Origin of the sequence: Micromonospora sp. CCTCC AA 2012012 (assembly GCF_040499845.1) — a bacterium.
Taxonomy (GTDB): Bacteria; Actinomycetota; Actinomycetes; order Mycobacteriales; family Micromonosporaceae; genus Micromonospora; species Micromonospora mangrovi.
Genome location: NZ_CP159342.1, coordinates 6519805 through 6535869, shown reverse-complemented (window position 1 = coordinate 6535869; position 16065 = coordinate 6519805). Strand labels below are relative to the sequence as shown.

13 protein-coding genes are annotated in these 16065 nt (G+C 73.9%); 4 read left to right on the top strand and 9 right to left on the bottom strand.

The annotated features are described in order from the left end of the window. Positions 1-14 precede the first annotated feature (14 nt). Complete coding sequence (locus tag ABUL08_RS29645) at positions 15-1499, top strand: SDR family oxidoreductase (RefSeq protein WP_350933354.1); 1485 nt, start codon at positions 15-17, stop codon at positions 1497-1499. Between the two features lie 6 nt (positions 1500-1505). Here the strand turns inward: ABUL08_RS29645 and ABUL08_RS29640 are convergent, their stop codons facing one another. From ABUL08_RS29640 to prmC, 4 genes are all read right to left on the bottom strand, one after another. Continuing rightward, positions 1506-3620 (bottom strand): transglycosylase domain-containing protein, encoded by a 2115-nt coding sequence (locus ABUL08_RS29640; protein ID WP_350933353.1) that lies wholly within the window; start codon positions 3618-3620, stop codon positions 1506-1508. Between the two features lie 140 nt (positions 3621-3760). Then, on the bottom strand, positions 3761-4372 hold the full coding sequence (locus ABUL08_RS29635) for an arsenate reductase/protein-tyrosine-phosphatase family protein (RefSeq protein ID WP_350933352.1): 612 nt from the start codon (positions 4370-4372) through the stop codon (positions 3761-3763). Then, positions 4373-5017, bottom strand: a complete 645-nt coding sequence (locus tag ABUL08_RS29630; RefSeq protein WP_350938912.1) for an L-threonylcarbamoyladenylate synthase — start codon at positions 5015-5017, stop codon at positions 4373-4375. Then, a complete protein-coding gene (prmC, locus tag ABUL08_RS29625) occupies positions 5017-5964 on the bottom strand; it encodes a peptide chain release factor N(5)-glutamine methyltransferase (RefSeq protein WP_350933351.1) in 948 nt (315 codons plus the stop codon). Before prmC ends, ABUL08_RS29630 begins: the two co-directional genes overlap by 1 nt. Before the next feature lie 74 nt (positions 5965-6038). Here prmC and ABUL08_RS29620 point away from each other — a divergent pair, with 74 nt between their 5' ends. Further along, a complete protein-coding gene (locus ABUL08_RS29620) occupies positions 6039-7592 on the top strand; it encodes a GGDEF domain-containing protein (protein ID WP_350933350.1) in 1554 nt (517 codons plus the stop codon). A 37-nt stretch (positions 7593-7629) separates the two neighbouring features. On the opposite strand, the gene prfA is transcribed toward ABUL08_RS29620, so the two are convergent. Further along, complete coding sequence (prfA, locus tag ABUL08_RS29615; protein ID WP_350933348.1) at positions 7630-8718, bottom strand: peptide chain release factor 1; 1089 nt, start codon at positions 8716-8718, stop codon at positions 7630-7632. Between the two features lie 94 nt (positions 8719-8812). Then, positions 8813-9037 (bottom strand): 50S ribosomal protein L31, encoded by a 225-nt coding sequence (gene rpmE / locus ABUL08_RS29610; RefSeq protein ID WP_350933347.1) that lies wholly within the window; start codon positions 9035-9037, stop codon positions 8813-8815. Between the two features lie 269 nt (positions 9038-9306). Between rpmE and ABUL08_RS29605 the strand changes: the two genes are divergently transcribed. Then, positions 9307-10203 carry a phosphatase domain-containing protein gene (locus ABUL08_RS29605; protein ID WP_350933346.1) on the top strand — a complete coding sequence of 299 codons (897 nt, stop codon included), beginning with the start codon at positions 9307-9309 and terminating at the stop codon, positions 10201-10203. A 263-nt stretch (positions 10204-10466) separates the two neighbouring features. Here the strand turns inward: ABUL08_RS29605 and rho are convergent, their stop codons facing one another. Both rho and thrB read right to left on the bottom strand, forming a co-directional pair. Continuing rightward, positions 10467-12635 carry a transcription termination factor Rho gene (gene rho, locus ABUL08_RS29600; RefSeq protein ID WP_350933345.1) on the bottom strand — a complete coding sequence of 723 codons (2169 nt, stop codon included), beginning with the start codon at positions 12633-12635 and terminating at the stop codon, positions 10467-10469. Positions 12636-12931: 296 nt separating this feature from the next. Continuing rightward, positions 12932-13870: a homoserine kinase gene (gene thrB / locus ABUL08_RS29595; RefSeq protein WP_350938910.1), complete on the bottom strand. Its 939-nt coding sequence runs from the start codon at positions 13868-13870 to the stop codon at positions 12932-12934. A gap of 112 nt (positions 13871-13982) precedes the next feature. On the opposite strand from thrB, the gene ABUL08_RS29590 reads away from it, so the two are divergent. Beyond that, entirely contained in the window at positions 13983-14447 is a 465-nt protein-coding gene (locus ABUL08_RS29590) for a hypothetical protein (protein WP_350933344.1), read from the top strand. A 358-nt stretch (positions 14448-14805) separates the two neighbouring features. On the opposite strand, the gene ABUL08_RS29585 is transcribed toward ABUL08_RS29590, so the two are convergent. Further along, on the bottom strand, positions 14806-16050 hold the full coding sequence (locus tag ABUL08_RS29585) for an MFS transporter (RefSeq protein WP_350933343.1): 1245 nt from the start codon (positions 16048-16050) through the stop codon (positions 14806-14808). Positions 16051-16065: the final 15 nt, after the last annotated feature.

The window sequence follows — 16065 nt, the reverse complement described above, 5'->3', positions numbered from 1 at the left end:
GCACACTGGAGACCGTGAGATGCCTCGTCACCGGTGCGACCGGATACATCGGCGGGCGGCTCGCGCCCCGACTGCTCGCCGAGGGGCACACCGTGCGCTGCCTGGCCCGTACGGCCGGGCGGCTGCGCGACGTGCCGTGGGCGTCCCGGACCGAGATCGCCGAGGGCGACCTGCGGAAGCCGGAGACCCTGCCGGCCGCGTTCGACGGCGTGGAGGTCGCGTACTACCTGGTGCACTCGCTCGGCCAGGAGGGCTTCGAGGCGGCCGACCGGGAGGCCGCGACCAACTTCGCCACCGCGGCCCGCGCCGCGGGCGTACGCCGGATCGTCTACCTGGGCGGGCCGGAGCCGAAGAAGGACGGCGGGGTCCCCTCGCCGCACCTGCGGTCCCGGGCCGAGGTGGGGCGGATCCTGCTGGCCAGCGGGGTGCCCACCGTGGTGCTCCGGGCCGCGGTGATCATCGGGTCCGGCTCGGCGTCGTTCGAGATGCTCCGCTACCTGACCGAGCGGCTGCCGGCGATGGTCACCCCGCGCTGGGTGCGCAACCGGATCCAGCCGATCGCCGTGCGGGACGTGCTGCGCTATCTGGTGGCCAGCGCGTCGCTGCCGCCCGAGGTCAACCGGGGCTTCGACATCGGCGGCCCGGACGTGCTGACCTTCCAGGAGATGATGCAGCGCTACGCCCGGGTCGCCGGGCTGCGCCCCCGGATGATCGTGCCGGTCCGCCCGCTGACCCCGTCGCTCTCCTCGCACTGGGTCGGGCTGATCACCCCGGTGCCGAACGCCATCGCCCGGCCGCTGGTGGAGAGCCTGGTGCACGAGGCGGTCGCCCACGAGCACGACATCGCCCGGTACGTCCCCGACCCGCCCGGTGGGCTGACCGGCTTCGACCGGGCGGTCGAGCTGGCGCTGACCAAGGTGCGCGACGCCCAGGTGGAGACCCGCTGGTCGACCGCGAGCGGGCCGGACGCGCCCGCCGAACCGCTGCCCAGCGACCCGAAGTGGTCCGGCGGGACGGTCTACACCGACGTCCGGGAACGGGCCGTGGACGCCCCGACGGGCGCGCTCTGGCGGGTCATCGAGGGCGTCGGCGGCGAGCACGGCTGGTACTCGTTCCCGCTCGCCTGGTCGGTGCGGGGCTGGCTGGACCGGCTGGTCGGCGGGGTGGGACTGCGCCGGGGCCGGCGCGACCCGCACCACCTCCAGGTCGGCGAGGCGCTGGACTTCTGGCGGGTCGAGGAGATCATCCCCGGCGAGCTGCTGCGGCTGCGCGCCGAGATGCGGTTGCCCGGGCGGGCCTGGCTGGAGATGCGCGCCGAGCCGGCCGGCGAGGGTCGCAGCCGGTACGTCCAGCGCGCCGTCTTCCTCCCCCGCGGGCTGGCCGGCCACCTCTACTGGGGCTCCGTCGCCCCGTTCCACGCGGTGGTCTTCGGCGGGATGGCCCGCAACATCGCCCGTGGCGCCGAGCAGTCCCCCGTCCCGGTCTCCCGCTCCGCCTGACCCCGCTCAGTTGCCGGTGCGCGGGCCGGTGACCCGGAGGGCGACGTTCTCGCTCGGTGGCACGAAGTCCTGGACCGGCTGGTCGCGCAGGGCGGCGGCGAGGATCCGGCCCACCGCGTCGATCTGCCGGGTCTGCACGCCACCACCGACGGCGTCCCGGGGGTCGTCCGGGTTCGCCGCGATGGTGGCGACCGCGAGCTGCGGGGTGAACGCGACCACGGTCTCGGTGGCGTTCCGCTCCGAGCTGCCGGTCTTGCCCGCCAACGGCCGGCCCAGCCGGGGCTGGAGCTCCTCGGCGGTCCCGCCGTCGCAGCGGCGGTACATCGACTGGTCGCCGACCGGGCAGCGGGACGCGTCGGCCGCCGCCCGGGCCACCTCCGTGTCGAGCACCTGCCGGCAGTCCGGTTTCCCGGCCGCCACCCGGTGGCCCGCGCTGTCGGTGATCGAGGTGACCGGCGTGGGCGCGCACCAGGTGCCCTCGGCCGCCACCGTCGCGTACGCGTTGGCCAGGTCGAGCGGGGTGGTGGCGGTGACGCCGAGGGTGAACGCGCCCCAGCCCTTCGCGCCCTCACGGGCCAGCCGGGCGTCCTCCGGCGAGCGCAGCACGATGCCCAACCGCTCGGCCATCTCCACCACCCGGTCCGCCCCCACCTTCTCGGTCAGCCACGCGAAGTACGTGTTGACCGAGCGGCCGAAGGCGCTCCACATGGTGCGGTGGCCGTTCATCCAGGACGGGTTGGCGTTGGCCGGGCACCAGTAGCCGCCGCAGCTCGCCGGTCCCCCGCCCGCCCGGTAGTCGCTGACGAAGACCGACGGCGCGTTGAAGTCGGTGTCCAGCGGGAGCCCGGACTCCAGCGCCGCGAGCAGCGCGAAGAGCTTGAAGGTGGAGCCCCCCTGGTAGCCGACGATGCCGCCGCCCCCGGCCACGAGCTGGTTGACGGTGTTCGGGTAGTTCCGCTGGCCGCGCGGGTTCGGGGCGACGCTGAAGTTCCGGTTCACCGCCATGGCCAGCACCCGACCGGTGCCGGGCTGCACCACGGCGGTCGGCGCGGCCCGCTTGTTGCCCGCGTCGTAGATCCGCAGCACCTGGTCGGTGGCCTGCTGCTGCACGTCCGGGTCGAGTGAGGAGACGATGGAGAAGCCGCCGCGGCGCAGCGTCCGCTGCCGCTCGTCCGGGGAGCTGCCGAAGGCCGCCTGGGACCGCCACCACTGGGTGAACCAGTCGCAGAAGAAGCCCCAGTCGTTGTGCTCCTCGGGCACCGCCGCGCAGTCGTTCGGCATCGCGCTCGGGGTGAGCCGGAGCCGCTCCGCCTTGGCCCGGGCCGCGTCGGCGGCCGGGAGCTGGCCGGTCTCCACCATCCGGTCCAGCACGTACGCCCGGCGGCGCAGCGCCGAGTCGGCGTCCCCGTTGATCGGGTCGTCGGTGTCGGGCGCGCGGACCAGCCCGGCGAGCAGCGCCGCCTGGGCCAGCGTGAGGTCGGCCGGTTTCGTGGAGAAGTAGCGCCGGCTCGCCGCAGCGATGCCGTACGCGCCGGCGCCGAAGTAGGCGATGTTGAGGTAGCGGCCCAGGATCTGGTCCTTGTCGAGGTCGCGTTCCAGGGCCAGCGCGTAGCGCATCTCCCGGATCTTGCGACCGGCGGTGATCTCGGTGGCCCGGGCCCGCTGCTGTTCGGTCAGCCGGGGGTCACCGGCCAGCGCGTTGCGGACGTACTGCATGGTCAGCGTGGAGGCACCCTGACGGGCCGCCCCCTCACGCTTGTTGACGGTCAGCGCCCGCGCCACGCCCCGAAGGTCGACGCCGTGGTGCTGATAGAACCGGACGTCCTCGGCGGCCACGATGGCCTGCCGCATCACCGGCGCCACCTCCGCCAGCGGCACGTCCGTCCGGTCCTCCAGATAGAAGGAGGTGATCAGGGTGCGGCCGTCGTTGGCGTAGAGGTTGGACCGCTGCGCCGGCTGCGGCGCCCGCAGCGACTCGGGCAGCTCGTTGAAGGGCAGCAGCCCCTTGACGCCCAGCCCGAGCACCAGCGCGGCCGGCAGTGCGGCCACCGCCAGCCCCAGCCCGGCGAGCAGGCCGGCGAGCAGAATGGTGAAGACCTTGTGGAGATGGGCCCGGTTCATCAGCTCTCCCCGCAGGAGCCGGCCACGTGCGGACCCGTTCAGAATGACCGCAAAGGCCTTCAGAACCGCCCACTTCGCCTGAACCCGCAGGAATTTCACGGAGAAGGGTTAAACCGGGCAGAAGGTGAGGCGAGGACCCGTCAGGGCAGCAACACGGAGGCGAGCGGGTGGACCGTCTCCTCGATCTCGTCGGCGACCCGGCTGAAGCACTGGTCACCCCGACCCCACGGGTCGTCGAGGTCGTCGGTGGGCAGCGGCGAGGCACCCTGCCGGGCCGCGTCCGCGGCGGCCACCAGGGCCACACCACGGGCGTGGACCGCGTCCGGGGTGGCCTCCACCGGAGGCAGCGCCGCCGCGTCGACCAGCCCGAGCAGCCGGCCGAACTCCCCCAGCACGAAGGTGCGCGCCGCCGCGTCGGGACGCAGCGCCACCACGTACTCCTGCTGGTCGGCGGTGGCGGTGAGAACCAGGTCGGCGGCGTCGATCAGGTCCGACCGCAGCTTACGGGCGGCGAAACCCGCCACGTCCCCGCCGCGCGCGGTGACCTGCCGGGCGGCCGGCGGGTTCATCTCCTCGCCGGCGTGCCAGCCGCCGGTGCCGGCGCTGTGGCTGTGCACCAGCTCGTCCGAGCGGGCCGGATCGGCACCGTGCCGGCCCAGCCGCTCCCGCACCGCGAGCAGCAGCAGCCGCTCGGCCATCGGCGACCGGCAGATGTTGCCCATGCAGACGTGCAGGACGGTGAACGGCGGCACTCAGGCTCCCCGGGAATCGAGCAGGTCGGGCACCACGTCGCGCAGCTTCGCCAGCGGGATCGCGCCCTGCCGCACCAGCCGGGGCGCCTCGCCGGTCAGGTCGACGATCGTGCTCGGCACCGGATCGACGGCGGGCCCCGCCTCCAGATAGGCACGGATGGCGTAACCCAGCTGCTCCCGGGCCTCCTCGGCGGTGACCGCGGCCGGCTGGCCGATCTTGTTGGCCGACGCCACCGCCATCGGGCCGGTCTCCCGCAGCACCTCCAGCGCCACCGGGTGCAGCGGCATCCGCACCGCCACCGTCCCGCCCGCGTCGCCCAGGTCCCAGGAGAGGCTCGGCGAGTGCTCCACCACGATGGTCAGTGCGCCCGGCCAGAACGCCTCGACCAGGTCCCGCGCCGCCCGGGGCAGCGAGAAGACCAGCCCGTCGAGGGTGTGCCGGGAGCCGATCAGCACCGGCGGCGCCTGCCGCGAGCCGCCCTTGGCGTCCGCGAGCGCCTTCACCGCGTACGGGGTGAAGGCGTCCGCGCCGACCCCGTAGACCGTGTCGGTCGGCAGCACGACGAGTTCCCCGTTGCGGACCGCCTCGATGGCAGCGGCGATGCCGCGGTCCCGGTCGGCGAGCGCCCGACAGTCGTAGAGCATCACGAGGAGCCAGTCTGCCACGCCGGGCCGGCATCGGGGTGGTGGCCGTCCGCCCGCCGGGACGCGGTGGCGAAGCGGGGCCGCCCGACCAGGTCCGGGTGCTCCCGCACCGCCGCGTACCGGCCGTCGGCGGCGAGCAGCGCGGGCACCGCGTCGCCGTGCGTGTCGTCGTGCTCGACGCCCAGCACGCCACCCGGGCGCAGCAACTGCGCCGCGCGGGCCACCACCGGCCGGATCACCGTCAGACCGTCCGCCCCGCCGAAGACCGCCTCGTCCGGGTCGTGCGCGGCCACCTCCGGGGGTACGACCACCGACCGCGGCACGTACGGCGGGTTGCACAGCAGCACGTCCACCCGGCCGACCAGATCGGCCAGCAGCTCCGGGTCGGTGACGTCGGCGGCGACCACCTCGACCGGGGTGTCCCCGGCGGCGTCCCGCTCGGCGGCGTTGCGGCGCAGCCAGGCCAGCGCCGCCGGGGACCGCTCCACCGCCACCACCCGCGCCCCCGGCAGCTCCTGGGCCACCGCGAGGGCGATCGCGCCGGAACCGCTGCACAGGTCCACCACCAGCGGCGAGGGTCGTCGACGCCCCTCCTCGATCCCCCAGCCGGCGAGGAGTTCGGTCTCCGGTCGGGGCACGAAGACCCCCGGGCCGACCGCCACGCTCAGGTGCCGGAAACCGGCGGAACCGGTCAGGTGCTGCACCGGCTCCCGGGCGGCCCGCCGCTGCACCAGGGCGTCGAAGCGGGCCCGCTGGGCGGCGGTGAACCCGTCGGCCAGGGCCAGCCGTCCCCGCGGCACGTCCAGCACGTACGCGGCCAGCAGCTCCGCCTCGACCCGGGGAGCCTCGACACCGGCCCCGGCGAGCGCCCGGGCCGCCCGGGCGATCACCAGCGAGGGGCGTTCGCGTTCTGTCCCTTCGGACGGGTGTTGCGGGAGGGAGGTCACGCCATAATCATGAAGCGTCGCGGGCCACAGCACGAGCGGGTGCGTCCGGGCGCACACCGACAGGGAGGTCGCGAGTGGGCTGGCTCGACCGGGTCGACGACCAGGTTGACGCCCTCCGGCACGCCCGCACCCTGCAGGAGGCGAGCCGCTCGGCCGAGGCGTGCGTGGTGCTCGACCGCGTGCTGCGCAGCACCGGCGACCCGTACACCCGGGCCGACGCCCTGGTCCAGCGCCTCTCCGCACTGATCAATCTCGGTCGAACGGCGGAATACACCCGGGCCATCGAGGAGGCCACCACCGCCGTCCGTGACCTCGCCGAACCGTACCTGCACGGGCACCTCAACGCGCTGGCCGCACTCGCCGCGCACCACCAGGGCGCGCTGGACCGCTGCGTAACCCACCTGGTGAAGGCCGCCCGCGCGCTGGGCGCGGTGGACGACCCGGACGAGCACACCGCCTGGGGCTGGCACGACCTGGCGATGGCGTACTCCTACCTCAGCTTCCACGGCCACGCGCTCGGCGCCATCGAACGGGCCCGGCAGGTGGGGCTCGCCGCCGGCATCCCCGAGGAGACCTTCGCCGCCCCCGGCATCCGACTGCGCAACGCGGTCGCCCTCGACCACAACGGGGACAGCGACGGCTGCCTGCGGGTGCTCCGGGACGTCGCCGGGGACCTCAACCGGTTCCTGCGCGCCGGCCGGGGCGGCAGCATCCGACCGAGCAGCCTCGCCGCGTACGGCTACGCCGCCGCCCGCCGGGCCGCCCTCGGCGACCGGGTCGACTCCGGCACCGACGCCGACCCGGTCCGGCTGCTCGCCCACGGCGGGGACAGCGCCCGGGCCCGCGACATGCGTCAACTCGGCCAGATCTGCCTGGCCGTCGCCGACGGGCGACCGATCGAGGCGGTGACCCGGCTGGACACCGTGCAGGTCTCCACCGAGACCCTCGGCGCCGCCGAACCGGCCCGGCTGCGCAGCATCGCACTCGCCCGGGCCGGTGACCACGCCGCCGCGCACCGGGCCGACCGGCACGCGTTCCGGCTCGCCGCACAGCGCAGCGACCGACTCCGGGACGTCTACATCGACGGCATCGCCGCCCGCATCGGCCACGAGGAGATGCGCCGCGAGGCGGCCCGCTACGAGGGCGAGGCGCTGACCGACCCGCTCACCGGCCTGCCCAACCGGCGACGGCTGGAGCGCTACATCGCGGCGGTGGTGGCGGCCGGCGAGCGGGTGGTGATCGGCGTCTGCGACCTGGACGGCTTCAAGGCGGTCAACACCCGGCACGGCCACCACTCCGGTGACCTGGTGCTCCAGCGGATCGCCGGGGTGATCAACCGGGTGATGCGTCGCGGCGACTTCGTGGCCCGCTACGGCGGGGACGAGTTCGTGGTGGTGCTGCCCGGGGCCGGGATGGGCGAGGCGGCCGAGGTGGCCCGCCGGATCGAGGCGGCCGTCCGCACCGAGGACTGGGAGTCCCTGGTGCCCGGCACCCCGGTCGGGGTGAGCATCGGCTTCGCCCAGGTCGGCGCCGGCGGCTCGACCCTCGGCGACGCTCTGGTCACCGCCTTCGAGACCGCCGACCGCGAGATGCTGCTGGCCAAGTCGTCCCGGCTGCGCGCCTCCTGACCCGACCCGTCAGCCCGTCGGTGGGCGACGACCCGCGTCAGCGGCGGGTGAGTTCGGTGCCCCCGGCGAGACGGGCCGCCCGGTCCGCCTCGGCCAGGGCGTCCAGGACGCCGTCCAGCTCACCGGCGAGCGCCAGGTCCAGGTTGTACGCGGTGTAGCCGATCCGGTGGTCGGTGATCCGGTTCTGCGGGAAGTTGTAGGTGCGGATCCGCTCCGAGCGGTCCACCGTCCGGACCTGCGCCTTGCGGGCGTCGGAGGCGGCGGCGTCGGCCTGCTCCTGGGCGGCGGCGAGCAGCCGGGCCCGCAGGATCCGCATCGCCTGCTCCCGGTTCTGCAGCTGCGACTTCTCGTTCTGGCAGGAGACCACGATCCCGGTCGGCACGTGGGTGATCCGGACCGCCGAGTCGGTGGTGTTGACCGACTGCCCACCCGGCCCGGACGAGCGGAACACGTCGATCCGCAGGTCGTTCGGGTCGATGGTGAGGTCCACCTCCTCCGCCTCGGGCAGCACCAGCACGCCCGCCGCGCTGGTGTGGATCCGGCCCTGCGACTCGGTGACCGGGACGCGCTGCACCCGGTGCACCCCGCCCTCCCACTTCAGCCGGGACCAGACGCCGTTGCCGCCCTCCGGTACGCCCTTGGTCTTGATCGCCAGCGAGACGTCCTTGATCCCGCCCAGGTCGGAGTCCTGCGCGTCGATCACCTCGGTGACCCAGCCGTGCCGCTCGGCGTAGCGGGTGTACATCCGCAGCAGGTCACCGGCGAAGAGCGCCGACTCCTCGCCGCCCTCACCCGCCTTGATCTCGACGATGACGTCCTTGGCGTCGTGCGGGTCGCGCGGGATCAGCAGCTCCGCCAGCTTCTCCTCCAGCGCCGGCAGGGAGTCCGCGATCGCGTCCGCCTCGGCGGCGAACGTCGGGTCCTCGGCGGCCAGCTCGCGGGCGGCGGCCAGGTCGGCGCGGGCCTGCTCCAGTTCACCGGCGGCCTTGTGCAGCGGCACGAGTTCCGCGTACCGGCGACCGACCCGGCGGGCCGTGCCCTGGTCGGCGTGGATCGCCGGGTCGGCGAGGCGCTTCTCCAGCTCGGCGTACTCGTCGAGGAGGGCGGCCAGGCGCTCACTGCTCATGCTGCGGGTGCTCCTTGGGACGACGGACGAACGAGGCGGAAACGGACGAACGCCCGCGCCCGGCAGGAGCCGGACACGGGCGTCGTCGCAGGAGCTACTTGGCCTTCTTCGCCTGAACCTTGGCGTACTTCTGCTGGAACTTCGCGACCCGGCCGGCGGTGTCGAGAACGCGCTGCTTACCGGTGTAGAACGGGTGGCAGGCGCTGCAGGTCTCGACGTGGATCGAGCCGCCCTTGGCGGTGCTGCGGGTGGAGAAGGTGTTACCGCAGGAGCAGGAGACCTCGGTGGTCGTGCACTCCGGGTGGATGTTGGGCTTCATGTCGCCTCGGTCCTTTCGTCGGTGGTCGCCGGGTCGCCAGCGTGGTCCGTCGCGCCGTGCGCGACGGGCTTGGCGTGAACCGGAACCGGTGGCCGATTGACCAGTGTGCCAGAGGCTTCCGCCGACCCGACAAGCGGGCCGCACACCAGGTCCGGCAGGCGTAACGCCGCCGCCGGGGTACGCATTCCCGCCCGGTCCACGGGCATTCCGGACCTCGTACGGTGGGAGCCGACACGCACCGGGAACCGGACGGAACGGGGGTGGCGGGCATGTTCCGCCTGATCGCGACCCGGGGGCTGCCGGCCTCCGGCAAGACCACCTTCGCCCGGCGGTTGCAGCCCGGCGTGGTCCGGGTCAACCGGGACGACCTGCGGCGGATGCTGCACGGCGAACGGCTCTTCACCCAGTGGGCCGAGGGGCAGGTCACCCGGGTCCAACGGGCCCAGGTGGAGGCGCTGCTGGCGGCCCGGGTGAGCGTCTGCGTCGACGACACCAACCTGCGCTCCCGCATCCTGCGGGACTGGGCGGAGCTGGCGGAGCGGTTCGGGGCCGCCTTCGAGGTGCACGACTTCACCGACGTACCCCTTTCCGAGTGCCTGCGGCGCGACGCGGCGCGACCGGCGGACGAGCAGGTGGGCGCGGCGGCGATCTGCCGGCTGCACGAGCGCTACCTGGCGCACCGCCCGCTGCCGCTGCCGGTGCCCACGGCCCGCACCGGCGGCCCCGCCCAGGTCGAGCGCGGCGGGACCGGACGCCCCGACATCGTGCTGGTCGACATCGACGGCACCGTCGCGCTGACCGTCTCCCGCAGCCCGTACGACATGACCCGGGTCGGCGAGGACGCGCCCAACGAGGCGGTGATCGCCGCGGTCCGGGCGATGCACGCCGTCGGGCACGGGGTGGTCTTCTGCTCCGGCCGGGACGCCTCCGCCCGGTCCGCCACCGAGGCGTGGCTGGCCCGTCACGTCAAGGTCCCCTACCTGGCGCTGCACCTGCGGGCGATCGGCGACCAGCGCCGGGACGCCGTGGTCAAGCAGGAGATCTACGAACGGGAGATCCGGGACCGCTACCGGGTGGTCGGGGTCTTCGACGACCGGATGCAGGTGGTGCGGATGTGGCGCTCCCTCGGGCTGACCGTCTTTCAGGTCGCCGAGGGCGACTTCTGAGGAACCGGCGCGGCCGGCCCCGGGACGCACGTCGCGCCCACGCCTCCCGGGGGCCGGCCGGTCAGGCGGCGGGTGCCTCCCCAGGTGTCTCCGCCGCCGTCACAGTGCCGTCGTCTCGCGGACGACAGTCAACCCGATCGCGCACAGAAGTTTCAAGACCCGGCTGCCGAGGCGAAGGAAAACTCCGCGAGCCACGCGCGCCGGACGAAGAGGAGGGCACGGCCTGGTGGCCGTGCCCTCCTCTTCGTCCTACCGGGACGGTGTCACTCCCCCGGCGTGGACTTCGCGATCTGCATCAGGAACTCGATGTTGGTGCGGGACTGCTTGAGGCGGTCCAGCAGCAGGTCGAGCGCCGCCTGCGAGTCCAGCGAGTGCAGCACCTTGCGGAGCTTGTGGATGATCGCCAGCTCCTCCGGCGCGAGGAGGACCTCCTCCTTACGCGTACCGGAGGGGTTGATGTCGATCGCCGGGAAGACCCGCTTGTCGGCGATCTTCCGGTCCAGCTTGAGCTCGGCGTTACCGGTGCCCTTGAACTCCTCGAAGATGACCGTGTCCGCCATGGACCCGGTCTCGACCAGCGCGGTGGCGAGAATGGTCAGCGAGCCACCGTTCTCGATGTTGCGCGCCGCACCGAGGAAGCGCTTCGGCGGGTAGAGCGCGGTGGAGTCGATACCACCCGACATGATCCGGCCGCTGGCCGGCGCCGCCAGGTTGTACGACCGACCGAGCCGGGTCACCGAGTCGAGCAGGACGACCACGTCGTGGCCCAGCTCCACCAGGCGCTTCGCCCGCTCGATCGCCAGCTCCGCCACCGTGGTGTGATCCTGCGGCGGACGGTCGAACGTGGCCGCGATGACCTCGCCCTTCACCGAACGCTGCATGTCGGTGACCTCTTCGGGCCGCTCGTCGACCAGCACCACCATCAGGTGGCACTCCGGGTTGTTGCGGGTGATCGCGTTCGCGATCGCCTGCAGCACCATCGTCTTACCCGCCTTCGGCGGGGACACGATGAGCGCCCGCTGGCCCTTGCCGATCGGCATGACCAGGTCGATCACCCGGGTGGTCAGGATGTGCGGCTCGGTCTCCAGACGCAGCCGCTCCTGCGGGTACAGCGGGGTCAGCTTGTAGAACTCCGGCCGCCGCCGCGCCTCCTCCGGCTCCATCCCGTTGATGGTGTCGAGCCGCACCAGCGGGTTGTACTTGTCGCGCCGCTGGTCGCTGCCGCCGGTGTCCCGGGCGGCCCGCACGGCACCGGTGATGGCGTCACCGCGGCGCAGGCCGTACTTCTTGATCTGGGACATCGAGACGTAGACGTCGTTCGGGCCGGCCAGGTAGCCGGTGGTCCGGACGAAGGCGTAGTTGTCGAGCACGTCGATGATGCCGGCCACCGGGACGAGGACGTCGTCCTCGCTGACCTGCGGCTCGCGGCCGCCGCCGCCCTCGTTGCCGCCCTCGATCCGGTCGCCCCGACCACGCCGGCGGTCCCGGAACCGGCTGCGCCGACCGCGCCGACCGCCGTTCTCGTCGTCGTCACCGTCGTTGTCCCGCTCGGAGCGGGGGCCACGGTCGTTACGGTCGCCGCCCCGGTCGTTACGGTCACGGTCGTTGCGGTCGTTGCGCTCGCCCCGGTCGTTACGGTCGCCCCGGTCGTTGCGCTCGCCCCGGCCCTCGCCCCGCTCGTTGCGCTCGGCGCGCTCGCCACGGTCGGTCCGCTCGTTGCGCTCGCCGCCGCGCTCACCACGCTCGGTCCGCTCGCCACGCTCGGCACCGCGCTCGGCCCGCTCGCCACGCTCGGTACCGCGCTCGGTCCGCTCGCCGCGCTCGGCACCGCGCTCGGTCCGCTCGGCGCCGCGCTCGGCACGCTCCGCGGGCGCTGCCCGCTCGGCGGTGCGCTCGGCCCGCTCGGCGGTGCGCTCGGCCCGCTCGGCACCGCGCTCGGTGCGCTCGGTCCGCTCGCGACCGGTACGGCCCTCGCCACGCTCGCCGGTCTCGGCGGTGGTGGTCTCCTCGGTACGCACCTCGGCCGGTCGGGACTCGGCGGTGGCAGCCCGGCCACGACGGGTCCGGGTCCGGCCCTCGGTCGCCTCGGCGGCCGGAGCCTGCTCGGTGGTACGACGCTCGGTGTCGGCCCGGTCGTCCCGCACCTCGGCGCGCACCTCGTCACGGGCGGGAGCGGCCGCGGCCGCAACCTCGGCCCGCGGTCGAGGGGTCCCGGCGGCGCCGCCCTGCCGCTCGGAGATGGCGCTGATCAGCTCGCCCTTGCGCATGCGAGCAGTGCCGGAGATGCCGAGCGACGCGGCCAGGCTCTGCAGCTCCGGCAGCAGCATCGCCGACAGGCCGGTACCACTGCGCCGACGACGCGTGGGGGCGGCGGTGGTGGCATCGCCAGCGACGTTGGAAACATCCGACGTCACGTCGGTGGTGTCGCTCAATGGATTCCTTCCCTCGATAGGCCGGGACTGCCCGGAGTCGTCGAACCAGGTGGCCGGGCGGCCTCGGTGCACCCGCCTCGCACTGACGCGTCGCGGGAGTCTGTGACACAGCAGCCGGGCGGTTTCCCGACTCACCAACCTCGGTGAGCAGGTCTCGCCGTCTGCGGCGACCTGCGGAAACTGCGGTGCGGCGTGGGCCTTGGCAGGGGTGACGGGCTGACCGCCGAGAGCTTCGGGGGTGCGCCGACCCGCAGGGAGATCGCATGCTTCGCGGCTGTGCTGAGTCTAGAGCGTAATCAACTCTTCCGACCTGCGGCAACAGGGTCCCGCTCGGCGTGTCCAAGTCTACCCCGGGTGACCCGGGCACCGCTCGCATCTATCGGCAACTCCCAGCGCTGCCACTCTGTTCCCGCGTCGAAGCCCGCGGGCGGCCCGGTCAGCGCCAGCACCGTCGGCCCCGCCCCGCTGACCACAGCCGCCACACCCGCCGCACGCAGCGCATTCACCAGGGCCGACGTGGCCGGCATGCCCGGAGCCCGGTAGTCCTGGTGCAGCCGGTCGAGCGTGGCCGGGAGCAGCAGCGCCGGCTCGGCGGTCAGCGCATGCACCAGCAGCGCCGCCCGACCGGCGTTCAGCGCGGCGTCGGCGTGCGGCACGGTCGCCGGCAGGGCGGCCCGCGCGGTGGCCGTCAGACCGCGTTCCGCGGGCACGAAAACGGTCGGCCGGACCCCGTCGGCCACGGGCAGCGACACCGCCCGCGCCCCAGTCGGCTCGGTCCAGGCGATGGTGAAGCCACCGAGCAGGCACGGCGCGATGTTGTCGGGATGCCCCTCGATCTCGGCGGCCAACCGCAGCGCCGCCCCGTCGTCGAGCCGGTCGACCCCGTCGGCGACCAGGCCGCGGGCCAGCAGCACGCCGGCGACGATGGCCGCCGAGGAGGAGCCCAGGCCACGAGCCTGCGGGATCCGGTTGACGCACTCCAGCGCCAACCCGGACGGCTGCCCGCCCAGCACGTCGAAGGCGGCCCGCATGGACGTCACCACCAGGTGCCGGTCGCCCTCGGGCAGCTCACCGGCACCCTCGCCGGTCACCGTCACCCGTACGCCGCCCGGGGTCACCTCGGCCGCCACGTCGTCGTGCAGCCCGAGGGCGAGCCCGAGCGCGTCGAAACCCGGGCCCAGGTTCGCGCTGGTCGCGGGCACCCGGACCCGGACGGGACCGGAGGCGAAAGTCATCGGCACCGGCTCATGCTAGGGCCCGGGACCGACATCGCGGCGCTCCGCCCGACCCCTGGGAATTGCGGCATGCCACTAGCCTGACGCCGATCCACCGACGGCGGGAGGCCACGTGCAATTTCTGGGCTATTCGGGTTGGCAGCTGCTCACTCAGCTCCCCACGCTGCTGATGCTGGTGGTCGGCCTCGTACTGGCGCTGACCCACCGGCGGCTGCCGCGCGGCCCACGGGGGCTGCTGCTCGCCGGGATCGCCGTGCTGCTGCTCGGGGCGCTGCTCAACCTCGGCTGGGTCCTGGCGCTGCCCCGGGTGGTGCAGAACGGCGGAGCCGCCCAGCTGACCCGGCTGAACCTGATCGTCGGGCCGCTGCTGGCGCTGCTGCACCCCCTCGGTCTCGGCCTGGTGGTCGCCGCCGCCCTCACCGGCCGGACGAGCCCGCCGACCCCGCCCGCCCCGCAGTGGCGCGGCTGGCAGCCGGGGACCGGTGAGCCGGCGGCGCAGCAGTGGGCCGGCCCGGGCCTTACCCGCCCCGAATCTCCCGACCCGGCCCCACCGGCGCGCTCCGTCGACCACGGCTGACCGCTCCCTGCCCACTCGACGGGCATCGGTCGTCGCGGTGGCACGCTCCGCCGGCCCGCGCAGGGCGGCACCGGCAGCAGCCGCCGGTGTCGCCGCTCGGCCCGCCGGTGCCACCGCTCGGCTACTGGGTCTGGTGCTCGCACGCTACGAACTTGATTACAGAGATGAGTCAGGGAAGAAGAAGAGGCCCGGGCGGCGGGTGATTCATCAATGCGTTCAAGTTCGTAGCGCCCGGGTGGTGGACCCAACGCCGGGCCGACGGCACCGGAGAGACGCGCCGAGGCGTCGAGGATGCAGGGTCTTGACCCGCCGCCCCGCCCGTTCCGCCCGCAGGCCCCGAGCCGCCCGGAACCCAGGCTCACGGGGTGGGGGTCGGCTCCGGTTCCGTCGCCGGGTCGGTGAGGGAGAGCCGCCGGGTGGCCAGCCGCCAGCCGACCGCGTAGACCAGGGTGACCATGCCGCACCCGGCCAGCACCACCCGCTCGTCCACGCTGTCCACCACCAGCGCGACCACCAGCTGGCTGAGCGAGATGGCCAGCGTCGCCAGCATCATGTCGGTGGCGAAGACCCGTCCGCGCAGCCGGTCCGGCACCTCGCCCTGCAGGGCGAAGTTGGACAGCACCCAGTTGCTCCCGCCGCCGAAGTGGGCGAGGAAGACCAGCACCAGCACCAGCGGGAACCAGCTCACCACCGACGTGCCCAGGTAGGCGAGGCCGTACAGGGACATCGACAGGGCCAGGCCGGGCAGCAGCCAGGCACGGTTGGTGAGCACCCGCCGCATCAGGATCGGCCCCACCAGCGCCCCCGCGCCCCGGAAGGCGAAGAGCAGGCCGGTACCGACCGCGCCGACGGCGTACACCCCGGCGAGCAGCGGGAAGACGGTCAGCACGCCGTTGCCCAGGCCGACCGCCGACTTCACGGTCACCAGGGCCAGCACCCGCGGCCGGTGTCCGATGTAGCCCAGGGCCTCGCGGATCGCCGGCCAGGTGCGCTGCACCGGCCGGTCGGCGTCGCGGGGCGTCTGCAGTGGCCGGCGGATCAGCGCGGCCAGGCCCGCCGCCAGCGCCAGGCCGACCGTCGCCACCCAGAAGCAGGCGTACGGGCCGGCGGCGGCGCTCAGCACGCCGCCGAGGGAGGCACCGACGACCGTCATGGTGCCCCAGGCGGAGCCGGCGACGGCGTTGCCGGCGGCCAGGTCCTCGGGGTCGAGCACGTTCGGCAGGGCGGCCTGGGCGGCCGGTGAGTAGAACGCCTTCGCCACCGCGACCAGGCCGATCGCCAGCATGGCCAGCCAGGCGGTCCCGGAACTGCGGACGCCGAGCAGCAGCAGCACGCCGGCCAGGGCGGCCAGGTTGGCCGACATCATGATCTTGCGGCGGTCGAACCGGTCGGCGATGGTCCCGGTGTACGGCAGCAGCAGCGCCACCGTGCCGGTGTCCACGGCCAGCACCAGGGCGCCCCACACCCCGCTGCCGGTGAGCTGGGGCAGCAGCACCAGCAGCGGCACCATGACGAACCAGTCGGCGCCGAAGACCACCAGCTCGGCCAGGAAGAGGTTACGGAAGTCGCGGTTGCGGACGAGGACCGAGACGGTGGGCGACACGCCGGAACCCTACCC